At 59.8% G+C, this 15,650-nt stretch carries 16 protein-coding genes; 10 read left to right on the forward strand and 6 right to left on the reverse strand.

Features of this window, described 5'->3' with window-relative positions; translation table 11 throughout:
* Positions 1-78 precede the first annotated feature (78 nt).
* Positions 79-933, forward strand: a complete 855-nt coding sequence (locus tag BLU24_RS08095) for a D-hexose-6-phosphate mutarotase (protein ID WP_093099051.1) — start codon at positions 79-81, stop codon at positions 931-933.
* Between the two features lie 120 nt (positions 934-1,053).
* On the opposite strand, the gene BLU24_RS08100 is transcribed toward BLU24_RS08095, so the two are convergent.
* A complete protein-coding gene (locus tag BLU24_RS08100) occupies positions 1,054-1,914 on the reverse strand; it encodes a MurR/RpiR family transcriptional regulator (RefSeq protein WP_169842436.1) in 861 nt (286 codons plus the stop codon).
* A gap of 225 nt (positions 1,915-2,139) precedes the next feature.
* Here BLU24_RS08100 and zwf point away from each other — a divergent pair, with 225 nt between their 5' ends.
* The 4 genes from zwf to BLU24_RS08120 all read left to right on the forward strand — a co-directional run bounded on the left by zwf (position 2,140) and on the right by BLU24_RS08120 (position 5,750).
* Complete coding sequence (zwf, locus tag BLU24_RS08105) at positions 2,140-3,606, forward strand: glucose-6-phosphate dehydrogenase (RefSeq protein WP_093099054.1); 1,467 nt, start codon at positions 2,140-2,142, stop codon at positions 3,604-3,606.
* On the forward strand, positions 3,593-4,306 hold the full coding sequence (gene pgl / locus BLU24_RS08110) for a 6-phosphogluconolactonase (protein ID WP_093099057.1): 714 nt from the start codon (positions 3,593-3,595) through the stop codon (positions 4,304-4,306). Before zwf ends, pgl begins: the two co-directional genes overlap by 14 nt.
* Before the next feature lie 17 nt (positions 4,307-4,323).
* A complete protein-coding gene (locus tag BLU24_RS08115; protein ID WP_090285536.1) occupies positions 4,324-4,989 on the forward strand; it encodes a bifunctional 4-hydroxy-2-oxoglutarate aldolase/2-dehydro-3-deoxy-phosphogluconate aldolase in 666 nt (221 codons plus the stop codon).
* Between the two features lie 185 nt (positions 4,990-5,174).
* Positions 5,175-5,750, forward strand: coding sequence for a hypothetical protein (locus BLU24_RS08120; protein ID WP_093099060.1), 576 nt, complete (start codon positions 5,175-5,177; stop codon positions 5,748-5,750).
* Here the strand turns inward: BLU24_RS08120 and BLU24_RS08125 are convergent.
* Complete coding sequence (locus tag BLU24_RS08125) at positions 5,747-6,928, reverse strand: aminotransferase class V-fold PLP-dependent enzyme (RefSeq protein ID WP_093099063.1); 1,182 nt, start codon at positions 6,926-6,928, stop codon at positions 5,747-5,749. The genes BLU24_RS08120 and BLU24_RS08125 overlap by 4 nt on opposite strands.
* A 31-nt stretch (positions 6,929-6,959) precedes the next feature.
* Positions 6,960-7,196 (reverse strand): DUF3820 family protein, encoded by a 237-nt coding sequence (locus tag BLU24_RS08130; protein ID WP_025112833.1) that lies wholly within the window; start codon positions 7,194-7,196, stop codon positions 6,960-6,962.
* A gap of 203 nt (positions 7,197-7,399) precedes the next feature.
* On the opposite strand from BLU24_RS08130, the gene BLU24_RS08135 reads away from it, so the two are divergent.
* A complete protein-coding gene (locus BLU24_RS08135) occupies positions 7,400-7,867 on the forward strand; it encodes a ferritin-like domain-containing protein (RefSeq protein WP_090285529.1) in 468 nt (155 codons plus the stop codon).
* A gap of 269 nt (positions 7,868-8,136) precedes the next feature.
* On the opposite strand, the gene BLU24_RS08140 is transcribed toward BLU24_RS08135, so the two are convergent.
* Positions 8,137-8,607: a MaoC family dehydratase gene (locus BLU24_RS08140; RefSeq protein ID WP_093099066.1), complete on the reverse strand. Its 471-nt coding sequence runs from the start codon at positions 8,605-8,607 to the stop codon at positions 8,137-8,139.
* A gap of 41 nt (positions 8,608-8,648) precedes the next feature.
* Positions 8,649-9,593: an alpha/beta hydrolase gene (locus BLU24_RS08145; RefSeq protein WP_093099069.1), complete on the reverse strand. Its 945-nt coding sequence runs from the start codon at positions 9,591-9,593 to the stop codon at positions 8,649-8,651.
* 200 nt (positions 9,594-9,793) lie between these two features.
* Between BLU24_RS08145 and fadD2 the strand changes: the two genes are divergently transcribed.
* On the forward strand, positions 9,794-11,482 hold the full coding sequence (fadD2, locus tag BLU24_RS08150; RefSeq protein ID WP_093099072.1) for a long-chain-fatty-acid--CoA ligase FadD2: 1,689 nt from the start codon (positions 9,794-9,796) through the stop codon (positions 11,480-11,482).
* A gap of 355 nt (positions 11,483-11,837) precedes the next feature.
* Complete coding sequence (fadD1, locus tag BLU24_RS08155; protein ID WP_093099075.1) at positions 11,838-13,535, forward strand: long-chain-fatty-acid--CoA ligase FadD1; 1,698 nt, start codon at positions 11,838-11,840, stop codon at positions 13,533-13,535.
* A gap of 235 nt (positions 13,536-13,770) precedes the next feature.
* On the opposite strand, the gene BLU24_RS08160 is transcribed toward fadD1, so the two are convergent.
* Positions 13,771-14,148 carry a hypothetical protein gene (locus BLU24_RS08160; protein WP_007917843.1) on the reverse strand — a complete coding sequence of 126 codons (378 nt, stop codon included), beginning with the start codon at positions 14,146-14,148 and terminating at the stop codon, positions 13,771-13,773.
* A gap of 194 nt (positions 14,149-14,342) precedes the next feature.
* Here BLU24_RS08160 and BLU24_RS08165 point away from each other — a divergent pair, with 194 nt between their 5' ends.
* Positions 14,343-14,534, forward strand: coding sequence for a CsbD family protein (locus tag BLU24_RS08165; protein ID WP_090285520.1), 192 nt, complete (start codon positions 14,343-14,345; stop codon positions 14,532-14,534).
* Between the two features lie 164 nt (positions 14,535-14,698).
* The gene (locus tag BLU24_RS08170) at positions 14,699-15,649 is read left to right on the forward strand and encodes a YihY/virulence factor BrkB family protein (protein ID WP_090285518.1); all 951 of its coding nucleotides are present in this window, start codon (positions 14,699-14,701) and stop codon (positions 15,647-15,649) included.
* Position 15,650 lies beyond the last annotated feature (1 nt).

Below are 15,650 nucleotides of genomic sequence, written 5' to 3' on the forward strand. Positions count from 1 at the left end.
CGCATATTTGCGGACAGCCCAGGCTGTCCGCTTTTTTTTGGGGCAGGGCGCAGCCCAACGATTTCAGGACCGTGGCCAATGCATGAGCATCCGCTGCAACGCTTCTTCAAATCCCTGCGCGAACGACCGGTGTTCGCTTGGGAACGCTATCAGCTGCGCGATGTGCTGGTGATCGATCATCCGTTGTGTCAGGCGGTGTTCAGCCGGCAGGGCGCGCAATTGCTGCACTTTCAGCCGCGCGGGCAAAAACCGTGGTTGTGGTGCGCGGCGAAGTGGCCGCATGTCGGCGCGATCCGCGGCGGCGTGCCGGTGTGCTGGCCATGGTATGGCCGCCATCCGAGCGAAAATGCGTGGCCGTCGCATGGTTGGGCACGATTGCTCGACTGGAAACTGCTCGACAGCAGCAGCGCCGAGGATGGCGTGCGTCTGCACTGGCAATTGCAACTGTGCGACTGGCAGGTCGACCTGCATGCACATCTGGGCGAACGCATGGAATTACGCCTGAGCACCGAGCATCAGGACGACATGCCGTGCCAGCTGAGCCAGGCTTTGCATGCCTACTGGCGTATTGGCGATGTCGGTGAGATAGCGCTGTCTGGGCTCGAAGGCGCGCAGGGTTATGACCAGTTGAATCGCCAGGTTTGCCAGCAGGAAGGCGAGTTGCGCGTGGAGGGCGGCTGTCAGCGGGTGTTCCAGCATGACGGCGAATTGCAGCTCAAGGATCACGCCTGGCAGCGCGAGTTGTGCATCGATACCGGCGACAGCGGCGACACCGTGGTGTGGCACCCGGGCGCGCGACCGTTGCTCGGGGTGAGCTGGGACGAGATATCCGAGTTTGTCTGCGTGGAAGCGGCGGCGGGCGGGACCGACAGCCTGCATCTGGCGCCAGGGGAGAAGGCGCATTTGAGTTTGCAGGCGTGGACGGCGGCTTGATTTTCTGTTGTTGCTGATGGCCTCATCGCGAGCAGGCTCACTCCTACAGGGGAACGCATCTTCAAATGTAGGAGTGAGCCTGCTCGCGATGGCGGTCGATCAGCGCGTGGAGAATCCGGATTAGTTGAACTCATCTCCAACCGGATACCGGCTGGCATTCAAACTCTCTTTGATCTTGCGCAGATGCGGCTGGAAATCCACGCCACGGCGCAAGGTCATCCCCGTCGCCAGCACATCCAGCACGGTCAACTGAATGATCCGCGAGGTCATCGGCATATAGATGTCGGTGTCTTCCGGCAGCGGAATATTCAGGCTCAACGTACTGGCCTTGGCCAGCGGCGAATTCTCCGCGGTCAGGCCCAATACCGACGCGCCATTCTCGCGAGCGATACGTGCCACTTCCACCAGCTCACGGGTGCGCCCGGTGTAGGAAATGATCACGAACAGCTCACCGGTGTGCGCCACCGAAGCAATCATCCGCTGCATCAGCACATCGGCATGCGCGGTCACCGCCAGGTTGAAGCGGAAGAATTTGTGCTGCGCATCCAGCGCCACCGGGGCTGAGGCGCCGAGGCCGAAGAAATGGATCTGCCGGGCCTGGATCAACAGGTCGACGGCGCGGCTGATCAGGTTTGGGTCGAGTGCCTGGCACGCGCTGTCCAGCGAGGCGATGGCGCTGCCGAAAATCTTCTGCGTGTAGGCTTCGGGATTGTCGTCGGCCTCGACCGCGCGGCTGACGTACGCCGCGCCGCTGGCCAGGCTCTGCGCCAGTTGCAGCTTGAGTTCGGGGTAGCCGCTGACACCGAACGAGCGGCAGAAGCGGTTGACCGTCGGCTCGCTCACCGACGCTGCCTGGGCGAGGGCGGCGATGCTGAAGCGGGTGGCCTGCTGCGGGTTGAGCAGGATCACCTCGGCGACCTTACGTTCGGCCTTGTTCAGCTCTTCAAGGCGACTCTGGATCTGTTCCAGTAAATTTCGCACGCGGTCCATATGGAATTCCTGATTCACCGACGCAAGGTGCGCCGGGCTATGCAAATTGGGCCTTTGATATGGCCCGTAACGGTGGCCTATCCTACTGATGCGTCCGAGCGTCCACCACTCGGAATCTGTATTTTGCGAAAATGTTGTAGTTATTACTACATTTTCCCTTGAGTGATGCCTTGAAAAAAGGTATTTGTAGCTTAACTTGATAAAAGAACAAACATCATGCCTTCGATTACGGTTGAGCCGTGCACCTTTGCCTTGTTCGGCGCCCTTGGCGATCTCGCCCTGCGCAAGCTGTTTCCTGCCCTTTATCACCTCGATGGCGCCGACCTGTTGCACGAGGACACGCGCATCATCGCGCTGGCCCGTGAAGCCGGCAGCGAGCAGCAACACATGGCGTTCATCGCCGCCGAACTGCGCCGCTACGTCGGCAAAGAGTTGAACGAAACCGTGGCCGAGCGCTTTCTCGCGCGCCTGACCTATCTGCACGTCGATTTCCTCAAGGCTGAAGACTATGTTGCGCTGGCGGAAATGGCCGGCAGCAGCCAACGCATGATTGCCTACTTCGCCACACCGGCAGCGGTGTACGGCGCGATCTGCGAGAACCTGGAAAAAGTCGGTCTGGCCGAGAACACCCGCGTGGTGCTGGAAAAGCCGATCGGCTCCGACCTCGAATCTTCGCGCAAGGTCAATGACGCCGTGGCGCAGTTCTTCCCGGAAGACCGCACCTACCGTATCGACCACTACCTGGGCAAAGAAACCGTTCAGAACCTGATCGCCCTGCGTTTCGCCAACAGCCTGTTCGAAACCCAGTGGAACCAGAATTACATCTCCCACGTGGAAATCACCGTGGCCGAGAAGGTCGGCATCGAAGGCCGTTGGGGCTACTTCGACAAGGCTGGCCAGTTGCGCGACATGATCCAGAATCACCTGTTGCAACTGCTCTGCCTGATCGCCATGGACCCGCCGGCCGACCTGTCCGCCGACAGCATCCGTGACGAGAAAGTGAAAGTGCTCAAGGCGCTGGCGCCGATCAGCCCGGAAGGCCTCACCACGCAAGTGGTGCGCGGCCAGTACATCGCCGGCCACAGCGAAGGCAAATCCGTTCCGGGTTACCTCGAAGAACCGAATTCCAATACCCAGAGCGATACCGAAACCTTCGTCGCTCTGCGTGCCGACATCCGCAACTGGCGCTGGGCCGGCGTGCCGTTCTATTTGCGCACCGGCAAGCGCATGCCGCAGAAGCTGTCGCAGATCGTCATCCACTTCAAGGAACCGTCGCACTACATTTTCGCCCCGGAGCAGCGCCTGCAGATCAGCAACAAACTGATCATCCGCCTGCAGCCGGACGAAGGCATTTCCTTGCGCGTGATGACCAAAGAGCAGGGTCTGGACAAAGGCATGCAACTGCGCAGCGGGCCGCTGCAACTGAATTTCTCCGACACCTGGCGTAGCGCGCGGATCCCCGATGCCTACGAGCGGTTGTTGCTGGAAGTGATGAACGGCAATCAGAACCTGTTTGTCCGTAAAGATGAAATCGAAGCCGCGTGGAAGTGGTGTGACCAGTTGATCGCCGGGTGGAAAAAATCCGGTGACGCGCCCAAGCCGTACGCGGCCGGGTCGTGGGGGCCGATGAGCTCCATCGCACTGATCACGCGGGACGGGAGGTCGTGGTATGGCGATATCTGATGTGCAACTGCCAGCGGGCGTAAATGCCCACCAATTCAACAGCCCGGTGTTGTTGGCCGAAGGTCTGGCCCAGAACGTGGCCGCGCAATTGCGCGAAGCCATCGGCGCGCGTGGCAACGCGGTATTGGTGGTCTCCGGTGGTCGTAGCCCAGTGGCGTTTTTTCAGCATCTGGCGAAAGCGGATCTGGACTGGTCGAAAGTCGTCGTGACCCTTGCCGACGAGCGCTGGGTGCCGATCGAGCACGCCGACAGCAATGCCGGCCTGCTCAAGCAATACCTGCTCAAAGGGCCGGCGGCCAAGGCGCAATTCCTCAACCTCTACAGCGCGGCAGCCAACGTTGAGCAGGCCGCCGAGCAGGCTGACCGTTTGCTCGCCGAGCTGCCGCCGATCGACGTGCTGGTGTTGGGCATGGGCGACGACGGCCACACCGCGTCGCTGTTCCCCGACAGCCCCAATCTGACCGAAGCCTTGCAGGCCGACGGCACGCGCCGTTGCTGGCCGATGCTGGCGCCGAGTGTGCCGCGTCAACGCCTGACCATGAGCCGGGCGCTGCTGGCTTCGGCCAGACACAAGATCCTGTCGATTTCCGGTCAATCGAAACTGACCACCCTGAATGCCGCGCTGGCATCCGATGACGTCGCGGCCATGCCGGTGCGCGCATTCCTGCAACCTACGTTAGAGATTTACTGGTGCCCATGAGCCAAGGAACAGCCGCTATGACAATCGCATCCCCGACCGTTTCCATGGCGGACAAAGTTGCCCTGATCGACAGCCTCTGCGCCAAGGCGCGGATCCTGCCGGTGATCACCATCGCCCGCGAACAGGACGTGCTGCCGCTGGCCGACGCGCTTGCCGCCGGTGGCCTGACCGCGCTGGAAGTGACCCTGCGTTCACAGTTCGGCCTCAAGGCCATCCAGATCCTGCGCGAGCAGCGTCCGGAACTGATGACCGGTGCCGGCACCGTGCTCGATCGCAACATGCTCGCGGCGGCGGAAGCGGCCGGTTCGCAATTCATCGTCACCCCGGGCATTACCCGTGACCTGCTCGAAGCCAGCGTCGACAGCCCGATTCCGCTGTTGCCGGGCATCAGCAATGCCTCCGGCATCATGGAAGGCTACGGTCTGGGTTATCGCCGCTTCAAGCTGTTTCCGGCGGAAGTCAGCGGCGGCGTGGCGGCGATCAAGGCCCTTGGCGGTCCGTTCGGCGAAGTGAAATTCTGCCCGACCGGTGGCGTCGGCCCGGCCAACATCAAGAGTTACATGGCGCTGAAAAACGTCATGTGCGTGGGCGGTAGCTGGATGCTCGATCCGGAATGGATCAAGAACGGCGACTGGGCACGTATTCAGGAGTGCACCGCCGAAGCCCTGGCGCTGCTGGACTGATACCGCCGGATTCAATTGTTACCTGACACTTCGTTGTGTGTTCTACGGCTTTACGGTGCGCTTGGTCGGTGCACCGTTTTTTTTGCCTTGAAAAAGGGCCAGGACATCACGCGATACACAGTTACCGCACGGTCGTTTTGGCGTGGCGCTAATCTGCGTTCATCTTACGGAAGAGAGAACGCCTCATGGACGACCATCAATCTGTAGCCTTATCAATCGAATCTCTGCCTCGGCGGCAGTTGCCCGTTTCTCGCAGTTTCTATCAGCACGCAATCCCGCCAAGCGTGCGCAACATCAGCCGAGGCCTCGAAGGGCCGCCATTGATGTTGCGGCTGGCATTGGTCGATGCAATGACCGGCGAGCCGATTGTCGGCGCGCTGGTGCGGATCGAACAGCAACTTGGCGCCGACACATTGTGTGGCGCTCAGTCGACTGACAGTCAGGGCATCGTTCGTTTCACCAGTCTCTACCCGGATCGGCAACGCGCCTTGCCTTGCCTCGCTCTGAGTGTCGCCATCGCCAGCGACGATCAACAACCGCAGCTCTATCAGGAGGCCTGGGCAGGCCGCGTGCATCTACCCGGTGTCTGTAATTGCGCAGTTGCAGATGAAGATGCAGAGCAACTGGCGCTACGACCGATCACAGACCATGGCCTGGATGACGGCCACTACGGCAGCCTGACGATCGGCGTCGACACCTTTGCCTTGTCATCGCAGATCGGCGTGGCGGGCTACGACAAGCAGCCCATCACGCCGTTCTAGCGCAGTTCGTGCAGCGCGCGTACCAGCCGCTCCATGTCTGCCGCAGTGGTGGTCAGCCCCGGTGTCACTCTGATGCTCGGTCCGCTGGCGGCGCCGTGGCGGACCACGGTGAACAGGTTGTAATCGTCGAGCAGTCGCTTGGCCATCGCCTGTTGATCGTCGTGGCGGGTGAAGCGCAGCGAGGTGATGCCGCAATACAGGCGCGGATCGTCCGGGGTCATCACTTCGATGCCCGGCAAATGCCGCACCGCACTGACCCAGAGATTGCGCAGGTAATTGAGGCGTGCACCCTTGGCGGCGGCACCACCGAGCGCAGCGTGTTCCTCGAACACCAGCGGCAAGGTCATCAGCGCCGGTATGTTCGGCGTGCTGTAGGAGGTGCGTGCACGTACGTCGTTGGCCGGGAAATGCATCTCGCCCATGTCGGGATCTATATCAGCCAGACGTTGCGGCGCGATGTAGAGGAAGCCGAGCGTCAGCGGGGCGCCGATCCACTTGTGCAGGTTGTAGCCGGCGAACGCAATGCCGAGCGCGTCGAGATCGAAATCGATCTGGCCAAGGGCGTGGGCGCCGTCGAGGATGATGTCGACGGCATGTTCTTTCGCCAGCGCAGCGATGGCCGCTACCGGCATGACCAGACCGGTGCGGTGGGTGACGTGAGTCAGCGCCATCAATTTCAGTTTTGGCTGGCGAGTGAACGCCTCGCGGTACGTCTCCAACAGGCTGTCGAAACTGGCCGGGTGCGCATGGGCAATCTCGATCACCTCGGCGCCGCGCTGTCTGGCGAGCCAACGCATGGCGCCTTTGACCGTGTCGTATTCCAGATCGCTGATCAGCACCTGATCGCCAGGCTGCAAACGGTTGTAGTTGCGGATCAGCGATTGCAGGCCGTCGGTGGCGTTGCGGGTAAACGCCAGGCTCTGCGCATGCACGCCGATCAGTTCGGCCAGTTGTGCACGGATATCGAGGTTGTCGTGCTGCTCGAAACGCTGGCGCACGTACACCGAATTGCTGGTATTGATCAGCTCGATATTGCGTTGGTATTCCTCGATCACCGTACGCGACATGCGCCCGAAATAACCGTTCTCCAGGTTCACGGGGCCAGGTTGAACATCGTAACGGTCGGCGAATGTTCGCCAGAAGGCTTCGTCACGGGCGCGGCGGGTGTTATCGGGCATGATCAACGAGCTCAGAGAAGAGGAGGGCGCATCAGTGGCGCGGGGCAGGTTTGCCATGTTTGGCGCGCAGCGGTTCGAGCAGATCGGAGAGGCCGTTATGGTCGATTTCGTGCATCAGAGCGAGCAAACCACCCAGCTCGCCGTGAGGAAAACCTTCGCGGGCGAACCAGTTCAAGTAAGGGCCCGGCAGGTCAGCGATGATCCTCCCCTTGTATTTGCCGAAGGGCATTTCGCGGGTGATCAGCAATTCGAGTTTTTCAGGATTCATCGGTTTTCGTCTGGCTTCATAGCAACCTGCAAAATACAGGCATTCTGCATGCAGGCCAAATGACAGATCATGCAAAACACCAGCATACAGATGGTTCAAAGTTTTATAACTTACTGAAATTAAACGATTTATTTTTGAAAGCGAAGCTGGCACGCACACTGCAATATTCCTTGCATCTTCAACCAACCGCAAGGAATTGGAAAATGACTGACGTAAACAAAGAAGCCATTTCTGTACTCAACGACCTGATTGAAACCTGCAAGGACGGTCAGGAAGGGTTCAAGACTTGCGCCGAAGACATCAAGCACCCAGAGCTGAAAACCCTGTTCGTGCAGCGCTCCGCCGACTGCGCCACTGCTGCTGCCGAGTTGCAGGCGCAAGTGCGTTCGCTGGGTGGCGATCCGGAAACTTCGACCAGCGTGAGCGGTGATCTGCACCGTCGTTGGGTCGACGTCAAAGCCATGTTCACCGGCAAGGACGAAGAGGCTGTATTGAACGAAGCCGAGCGCGGTGAAGACCATGCGCTGAAGGCTTATCGCGAAGCGATCGAGAAGATCAACAAGCACAACCTGGTGGGTATCAAGGATCTGGTTGAGCGTCAGTACCACGGCGTACAACGCAACCACGACCAAGTGAAAGCCCTGCGTAACCAGGCTCGCGCTAACTCGTAAGGGTTAGGCGCCTGATAAAAAACGCCAGCGTGTCTGGCGTTTTTTTGTGCCTGGCTGAAAGGCCCCTCACCCTAACCCTCCCGAAACGTCGGACCGCCCGGAGGGAGAGGGGACTGACCGAGCTGCTCTTCAAAGTTATGCTGACCTGAAATACCGAGTCGAACTCAGGATTTGAAAGCCATGAAGATCGGCTCCCTTTCCCCCTCGCCCCCCTGGGGGAGAGGGCTGGGGTGAGGGGGGAAGCAATCTACCTGACACCCCACCATCCATCAGCCAATACTGATGGGCGGCAACGTCGGCAACGTCACCGTCTGTTGCTTGCGTGGCGCGAGAATCTCCGCCTCGCCATCCACCACCAACTCATCCCGCTGATTGAACACGCGAGTGGCAATGCGTACGCGAAACTTCGGCAGCTTCTCAAGGATTTCCAGGCGCACGGTCAACGTGTCGCCAATCTTCACCGGCTTCTGAAAGCTCATCTGCTGGCCGATATAAATAGTCCCCGGTCCAGGCAGCTCGCACGCTACCGCCGCGCTGATCAGCGCGCCGCTGAACATGCCGTGGGCGATACGCTCCTTGAACATGCTCGCCGCGGCAAACTCGGCGTCCAGGTGCACCGGGTTGTGATCCCCCGACATCGCGGCGAACAGTTGAATGTCGCGCTCTTCGACGGTCTTGCTGTAGCTGGCGGTCTGGCCGACTTCGAGGGCTTCGTAAGGGATGTTGGTAACCTGGGTCATCGGTGTCGATTCCTGTGGCGGATTCAGTCAATCCGCAAAAATTATTCGCTGCGTTGCGGGCGCGGATGGCTCAGGGCCTGATCGATCCAGGCCAGCACATCGGCGATCACTTCGCCGCGGTTGATTTCGTTGAACAATTCGTGCCGGGCCTGCGGGTAGATCTTCAGTTGCAGGTGCTGGCTGCCGGCCGTGCGCAAGGCATTGGCCAGATCTGTCAGACGCTTGCCCTCACTCACCGGATCACATTCGCCGCCGATGACCAGCAGCGGCAGGCCCGGATCGATCTGCGCGAGATTGGACGCTTTGCTGATCTGCTGCAAGCCGCCGAGCAGGTCGATCCATAATTGATTGGTGCAGCGAAAGCCGCACAACGGGTCGCTGATGTAGCGGTCGACTTCGGCCGGGTCACGGCTGAGCCAGTCGAATGGTGTGCGCACTGGTTTGAATCTGTTATTGAACGAGCCGAACGACAGCCACTCGATCAATGCGCTGCGACCCTTGCCACCCTGACGCAGTTTTTCCAGGCGGGCGATCTGCCGCGCGGCACGGTACAGCGCAACCGGTTGAAAATTCGAGCCGCTGAGAATCGCCCCGTGCAGGCTGGCGCTGTGGTGCAGCAGATAACCCTGGGCGAGGTAGCTGCCCATGCTGTGCCCAAGCAGAATGATCGGCACGCCGGGGTGTTGCTGGCCGATGTGTTGGTTGAGGCTGGCCAGATCGCCGAGGACTTTGCACCAACCGTCAGCATCGGCGTAATGGCCGAGAGTGCCTTGGCTGGCGGTTCTGCCATGGCCACGCAAATCCGGTGCGTATACGCCATAACCTTTGTCGCAAAAGGTTTCAGCGAGGCGTGCATAGCGGCCGCTGTGTTCCGCCATGCCATGGGCCACGAGAATCAGCGCATTCAACGGCCCCGCGGGCAGCCATTGATTGACGAAGAGCCGGCTGCGGTCACTCGCGTCCAGCCAGAAGGTGTCGTGGATCATGGCGCTTCCTTTGCTCAGAGTCCGCACATTGTATAGCGCGTCTGATCAGCCCACGCCACGGCAGGAAGATTCACACGATCAATGACGGCTTTGCTCATATTTGCCTGAATGGCCATAGCTGCTAGTGTCCGTGAAGCTCCGCTTGTTCAGAAATGACAGAAGCGGCTCCCGGATCGGCTCAGGTAAAGAGGACAACAACAATGCAACCTGATTTCTGGAACGACAAACGCCCGGCCGGCGTACCGCTGGACATCGACATGACTGAGTTCAAGTCGGTGATCGAAGTGTTCGAGCGTTCCTGCAAGAAATTTGCTGATCGCCCGGCGTTCAGCAACATGGGCATCACGCTGACCTACGCCGAGCTTGAACGCCAGAGTGCCGCGTTCGCCGGTTACCTGCAGGCGCATACCGATCTGGTTCCGGGGGATCGCATTGCAGTGCAGATGCCCAACGTCCTGCATTATCCGATTGCCGTGTTCGGCGCCTTGCGCGCCGGGCTGATCGTGGTCAACACCAACCCGCTGTACACCGCGCGGGAGATGCGTCACCAGTTCAAGGATTCCGGCGCCCGCGCGCTGGTGTACCTCAACGTGTTCGGGCAGAAAGTCCAGGAAGTGCTGCCCGACACCGACATTCAATACCTGATCGAAGCGAAGATGGGCGACCTGATGCCCACCGCCAAGGGCTGGCTGGTCAACACCGTGGTCAGCAAAGTGAAGAAAATGGTCCCGGCCTACTCGCTGCCACAGGCGATCTCCTTCAAAAGCGCACTGCGCCTGGGCCGCGGCCTGGGGATCAAACCGCTCAACGTGACGCTCGACGATATCGCCGTGCTGCAATACACCGGAGGCACCACTGGCCTGGCCAAGGGCGCGATGCTCACCCATGGCAACCTCGTCGCCAACATGCAGCAAGTGCGCGCCTGTCTCGCGCAACTCGGTCCGGACGGCCAGCCGCTGTTGCGTGAAGGCCAGGAAGTGATGGTGGCGCCGCTGCCGCTGTACCACATCTATGCGTTCACCGCGAACTGCATGTGCATGATGGTCTCGGGCAACCACAACGTTCTGATTACCAACCCGCGGGACATTGCCGGCTTCATCAAGGAACTGAAAAACTGGCGCTTCTCGGCATTGCTGGGCCTGAACACTTTGTTTGTGGCGCTGATGGAACACCCGGATTTCAAGACGCTGGATTTCTCCAGCCTGAAACTCACCAACTCCGGCGGTACCGCGCTGGTCAAGGCCACGGCCGAGCGCTGGGAGCAGGTCACCGGTTGCCGCATCACCGAAGGCTACGGCCTCACCGAAACCTCGCCGGTGGCCTGCACCAACCCGTACGGCGACCAATCGCGCCTGGGCACGGTCGGCTTGCCGGTGCCCGGTACGCTGTTGAAAGTGATCAGTGACGACGGCGCCGAGCAGCCGTTGGGCGAGCGCGGCGAGCTGTGCATCAAGGGCCCGCAAATCATGAAGGGCTACTGGAACAAGCCCGAAGCCACCGCCGAAGTGCTGGATGCCGAAGGCTGGTTCAAGTCCGGCGACATCGCGGTGATCGAGCCGGATGGTTTTGTGCGCGTCGTCGATCGCAAGAAAGACATGATCATCGTCTCCGGCTTCAACGTGTACCCGAACGAAATCGAAGACGTGGTCATGGCCCACCCCAAAGTCGCCAACTGCGCGGTGATTGGCGTGCCGGACGAGCGCTCGGGCGAGGCGGTGAAGCTGTTTGTGGTGGCGCGGGAAAACGGTGTCAGCCTCGAAGAGCTGAAGGCCTACTGCAAAGAGAATTTCACCGCCTACAAGGTGCCGAAACACATCGTCTTGCGTGAGTCATTGCCGATGACGCCTGTCGGCAAGATTCTGCGGCGGGAGTTGCGGGATATCGCCTGACCGGTGAATGGCCGCGCTCGGCGCGGATCGCGAGCAGGCTCACTCCTACAGGGATTGCATGTAATCTCTGTAGGAGTGGGCCTGCTCGCGATTTTGTTTGGCACCCATGAAAACCGGGGCTTTCAAGGGGTTCTAGGATTTTTGCTCTAAAATGACTGCTAGATAGTCTTGAGTCATCAATATGACTGTAGGGGCCGCTTTTGGCTCTAGTCGACCCTCGGCAAAGCTGCTACTCTCGGCGCGCTTTGTGACTTCTCGGCCTGTGTAAAAGCCAGATTCACCAATACAAAACACACACCAATAATAATCGCATCAAATGCGGTGAAGAATTCGCGTTGCTGAGGAGTGGGCTTCCATGATCGAAGACTTTTGGAAGGATAAATACCCGGCTGGAATCGCTGCCGACATCAATCCGGACGAGTATCCGAACATTCAGGCAGTGTTGAAGCAATCCTGCCAGCGCTTCGCCAACAAACCGGCTTTCAGCAACCTCGGCAAGACGATCACCTACGGTGAATTGTACGAATTGTCCGGGGCGTTTGCCGCGTATCTGCAACAGCATACCGATTTGCAGCCCGGCGATCGAATTGCCGTGCAACTGCCCAACGTACTGCAATACCCGGTCGCTGTCTTCGGTGCGATTCGCGCCGGGCTGATCGTGGTCAACACCAACCCGCTGTATACGGCGCGGGAAATGGAACACCAATTCAACGACTCCGGTGCCAAGGCGCTGGTGTGCCTGGCGAACATGGCGCACCTGGCCGAAGCCGTGGTGCCGAAGACCGGCGTCAAGCACGTCATCGTCACCGAAGTCGCCGACCTGTTGCCGCCGCTCAAGCGCCTGCTGATCAACAGCGTCATCAAGTACGTGAAGAAGATGGTGCCGGCCTATCACCTGCCCAAAGCCGTCAAGTTCAACGACGTGCTGAGCAAGGGCCACGGTCAGCCTGTGGCCGAAGCCAATCCCCACAGCGGTGATGTCGCGGTGCTGCAATACACCGGCGGCACCACCGGCGTGGCCAAGGGCGCGATGCTGACCCACCGCAACCTGGTCGCCAACATGCTGCAATGCAAGGCGCTGATGGGTTCCAACCTCAATGAAGGTTGCGAGATCCTGATCACCCCGCTGCCGCTGTACCACATCTATGCGTTCACCTTTCATTGCATGGCGATGATGCTGATCGGCAACCACAACATCCTGATCAGCAACCCGCGCGACCTGCCGGCGATGGTCAAGGAGCTGTCGAAGTGGAAGTTCAGCGGCTTTGTCGGCCTCAACACCCTGTTCGTCGCGCTGTGCAACAACGAAGCGTTCCGCAAGCTGGATTTCTCTGCACTCAAGGTCACCCTGTCCGGCGGCATGGCCCTGCAACTGGCTGCGGCCGAACGCTGGAAAGCGGTGACTGGCTGCGCCATCTGCGAAGGTTATGGCATGACCGAAACCAGCCCGGTGGCCACGGTCAACCCGATCCAGCACATCCAGATCGGCACCATCGGCATTCCCGTGCCATCGACCCTGTGCAAGGTCATCGACGATGCCGGTGTCGAGCAGCCGCTGGGTGAAATCGGTGAATTGTGCGTCAAGGGCCCGCAAGTGATGAAGGGTTACTGGCAGCGTCAGGAAGCCACCGATGAAATGCTCGACAGCGATGGCTGGCTGAAAACCGGCGACATCGCACTGATCCAGCCGGACGGCTACATGCGCATCGTCGATCGCAAGAAAGACATGATTCTGGTCTCCGGTTTCAACGTCTATCCGAACGAGCTGGAAGACGTGCTGGCGACCTTGCCGGGCGTGCTGCAATGCGCGGCCATCGGCGTGCCGGACGACAAGTCGGGTGAAGCGATCAAGATTTTCATCGTCGCCAAACCGGGCGTGACCCTGACCAAGGAACAGGTCATGGACCACATGCGCGCCAACGTCACCGGCTACAAGGTGCCGCGTTCGGTGGAGTTCCGCGATGCGCTGCCGACCACCAACGTCGGCAAGATCCTGCGCCGCGAATTGCGCGATGAAGAGCTGAAGAGGATCAAGGCCAAGTCTGCCGCCTGAATAAAAAGCCCCGCAGATGCGGGGCTTTTTGTTGGTGCCTGGTACGGCTTGGATATCGCGGTGAGACTGCCCCTCACCCCAGCCCTCTCCCCAGGAGAGGGAGCCGATCGTGGGCACTTCGGAACCAGAGTTCGACTCGACGTCTCAGGTTCACGGAGTTCGCACAGGCAACTCGGTCAGTTCCCTCTCCTGGGGGAGAGGGCTAGGGTGAGGGGAAAGGGCGGCACCACGGAGATCACTGACGAAACGGCGCAAAATTCACATTGGTCCCCGCCGGACGCATGTCCTGCAGATACGAATCCTTGTCCGCACTCAGCTCCAGGCTCAACGCCGCCTTGCGCTTGCCTTCGTTGCGAATCACCAGCCCTTCGAGCTTCTCGCGCAGAAACACCGTCGGCACTTTCAGGTGCAGCAGTTCGTCGGTCGCCGGGGTGTGCATCAGCAGGTGAATCCACTCGTACTGACCGATCGCCAGACGCGACACCGGCAGGTCGAACCACCAGATATTGCGGTTGCGGTTCAGTTCGGCGAAGTGGCAGTTGTTGGTGCCAAGCACGGCGCCGCCCAGTTCCTTGTTGCGACGGGCGATGGCTTGCGTTTTATCGAGTTTCATAACATTCCTGCGGTATCGGTCTTTGGCGCCTGGCGCCCATAGCTGCGCATTCTCAAGGCAACGCCGGCAAACATAAAGCGCAACCTGCGCGCCGCGACGAAATGAGCGGCAAATAATTGAAACTTGCAGGGAAACGCGCCAGTCAATCGTTACGTACTGACTTTTCTTCCCCTTATGCGTCACGGAGAAACACCATGAGTAGCACAGGCGACAAAGTAAAAGGCATGGCCAACGAAGCCGTCGGTAACGTCAAGCAAGGCGTCGGCAAGGCTACCGATAACTCCAGATTGCAAGCCGAAGGCAAGGTCCAGGAGAGAAAAGGCGAAGCCCAGCAGGCAGTTGGCAACACCAAGGACGCAGTGAAGAAAGGCGTCGACAAGGCGTAGTCCAGCCTTGAACGAATCACACGAGCGGCCATCCAAGGATGGCCGTTTTTGTATCAAAAAACCTGCGGATGCCGACGAAGATCGCCAAACAGGCTAACGTGATGTAAAAAACGGCCCCTGAGTCGCCACGACTTCAACCTGTACTGCGGCGAAAGGAGACGCGAATGATTTTCCCGAACATGAAAGGTCTGCCCCTGCACCGGGTGATGGTGCGCACGGTCACTGAATTCGTCGACGACGAAATGTCGACCTATGCCTCGGCACTGGCCTACCAGATGCTGTTCTCGCTGTTCCCGTTCATTCTGTTCCTGATCGCGCTGATCGGTTTCCTGCACTTGCCTGATTTCTTTTCCTGGTTGCGCCTGCAGTCGGAACTGGTCTTGCCGCCGCAGGCGCTCGAGCAGGTCAACCCGGTGATCGACCAGTTGCAGCAATCCAAGGGCGGTCTGCTTTCAATCGGTATCGTCATCGCGCTGTACACCGCCTCGGCTGGCGTGCGCCTGATGATGAGCGCGATGAACGCTGCATACGACGTGGTCGAGGGGCGGCCGATCTGGAAGCGCTTTCCGCTGTCGATCGTCTACACCGTGGGCATTGCCGGCATGCTGTTGATTGCCGCCGCATTGATGGTACTCGGGCCGCAGGTGATGGGCTGGATCGCCGCCCAGGTCGGTCTGGAAGAAGTCATCGTGACCATCTGGACCATCGCGCGCTGGCCGGTAATCGTGGTGCTGATGATGATCGCCGTGGCGTTGATCTACTACGTCATGCCCGACGTCAAGCAGGAATTCCGCTTCATCACCCCAGGTTCGGTGCTGGCCGTGGTGGTGTGGATCCTGGCGTCGTTGGGGTTTGCCTTCTACGTAAAGACCTTCGCCAACTACAACGCGATGTATGGCAGCATCGGGGCGATCATCGTGCTGTTGCTGTATTTCTACATTTCCGCCGCAGTGCTGCTGCTCGGCGCGGAAATGAATGCGGTGATCGAGCACATGTCCAGCGAAGGCAAGGAGAAGGGCGAGAAAGACCCGGGCGAGCCAGAAGAACATCCCAAACAACATGTCTCAGGCCTGGGCCGCGATCATTCGCTCAAGCCGGACACTGACGAAGTCTGAC

Source organism: Pseudomonas sp. Z003-0.4C(8344-21) (assembly GCF_900104975.1).
Taxonomy (GTDB): domain Bacteria; phylum Pseudomonadota; class Gammaproteobacteria; order Pseudomonadales; family Pseudomonadaceae; genus Aquipseudomonas; species Aquipseudomonas granadensis.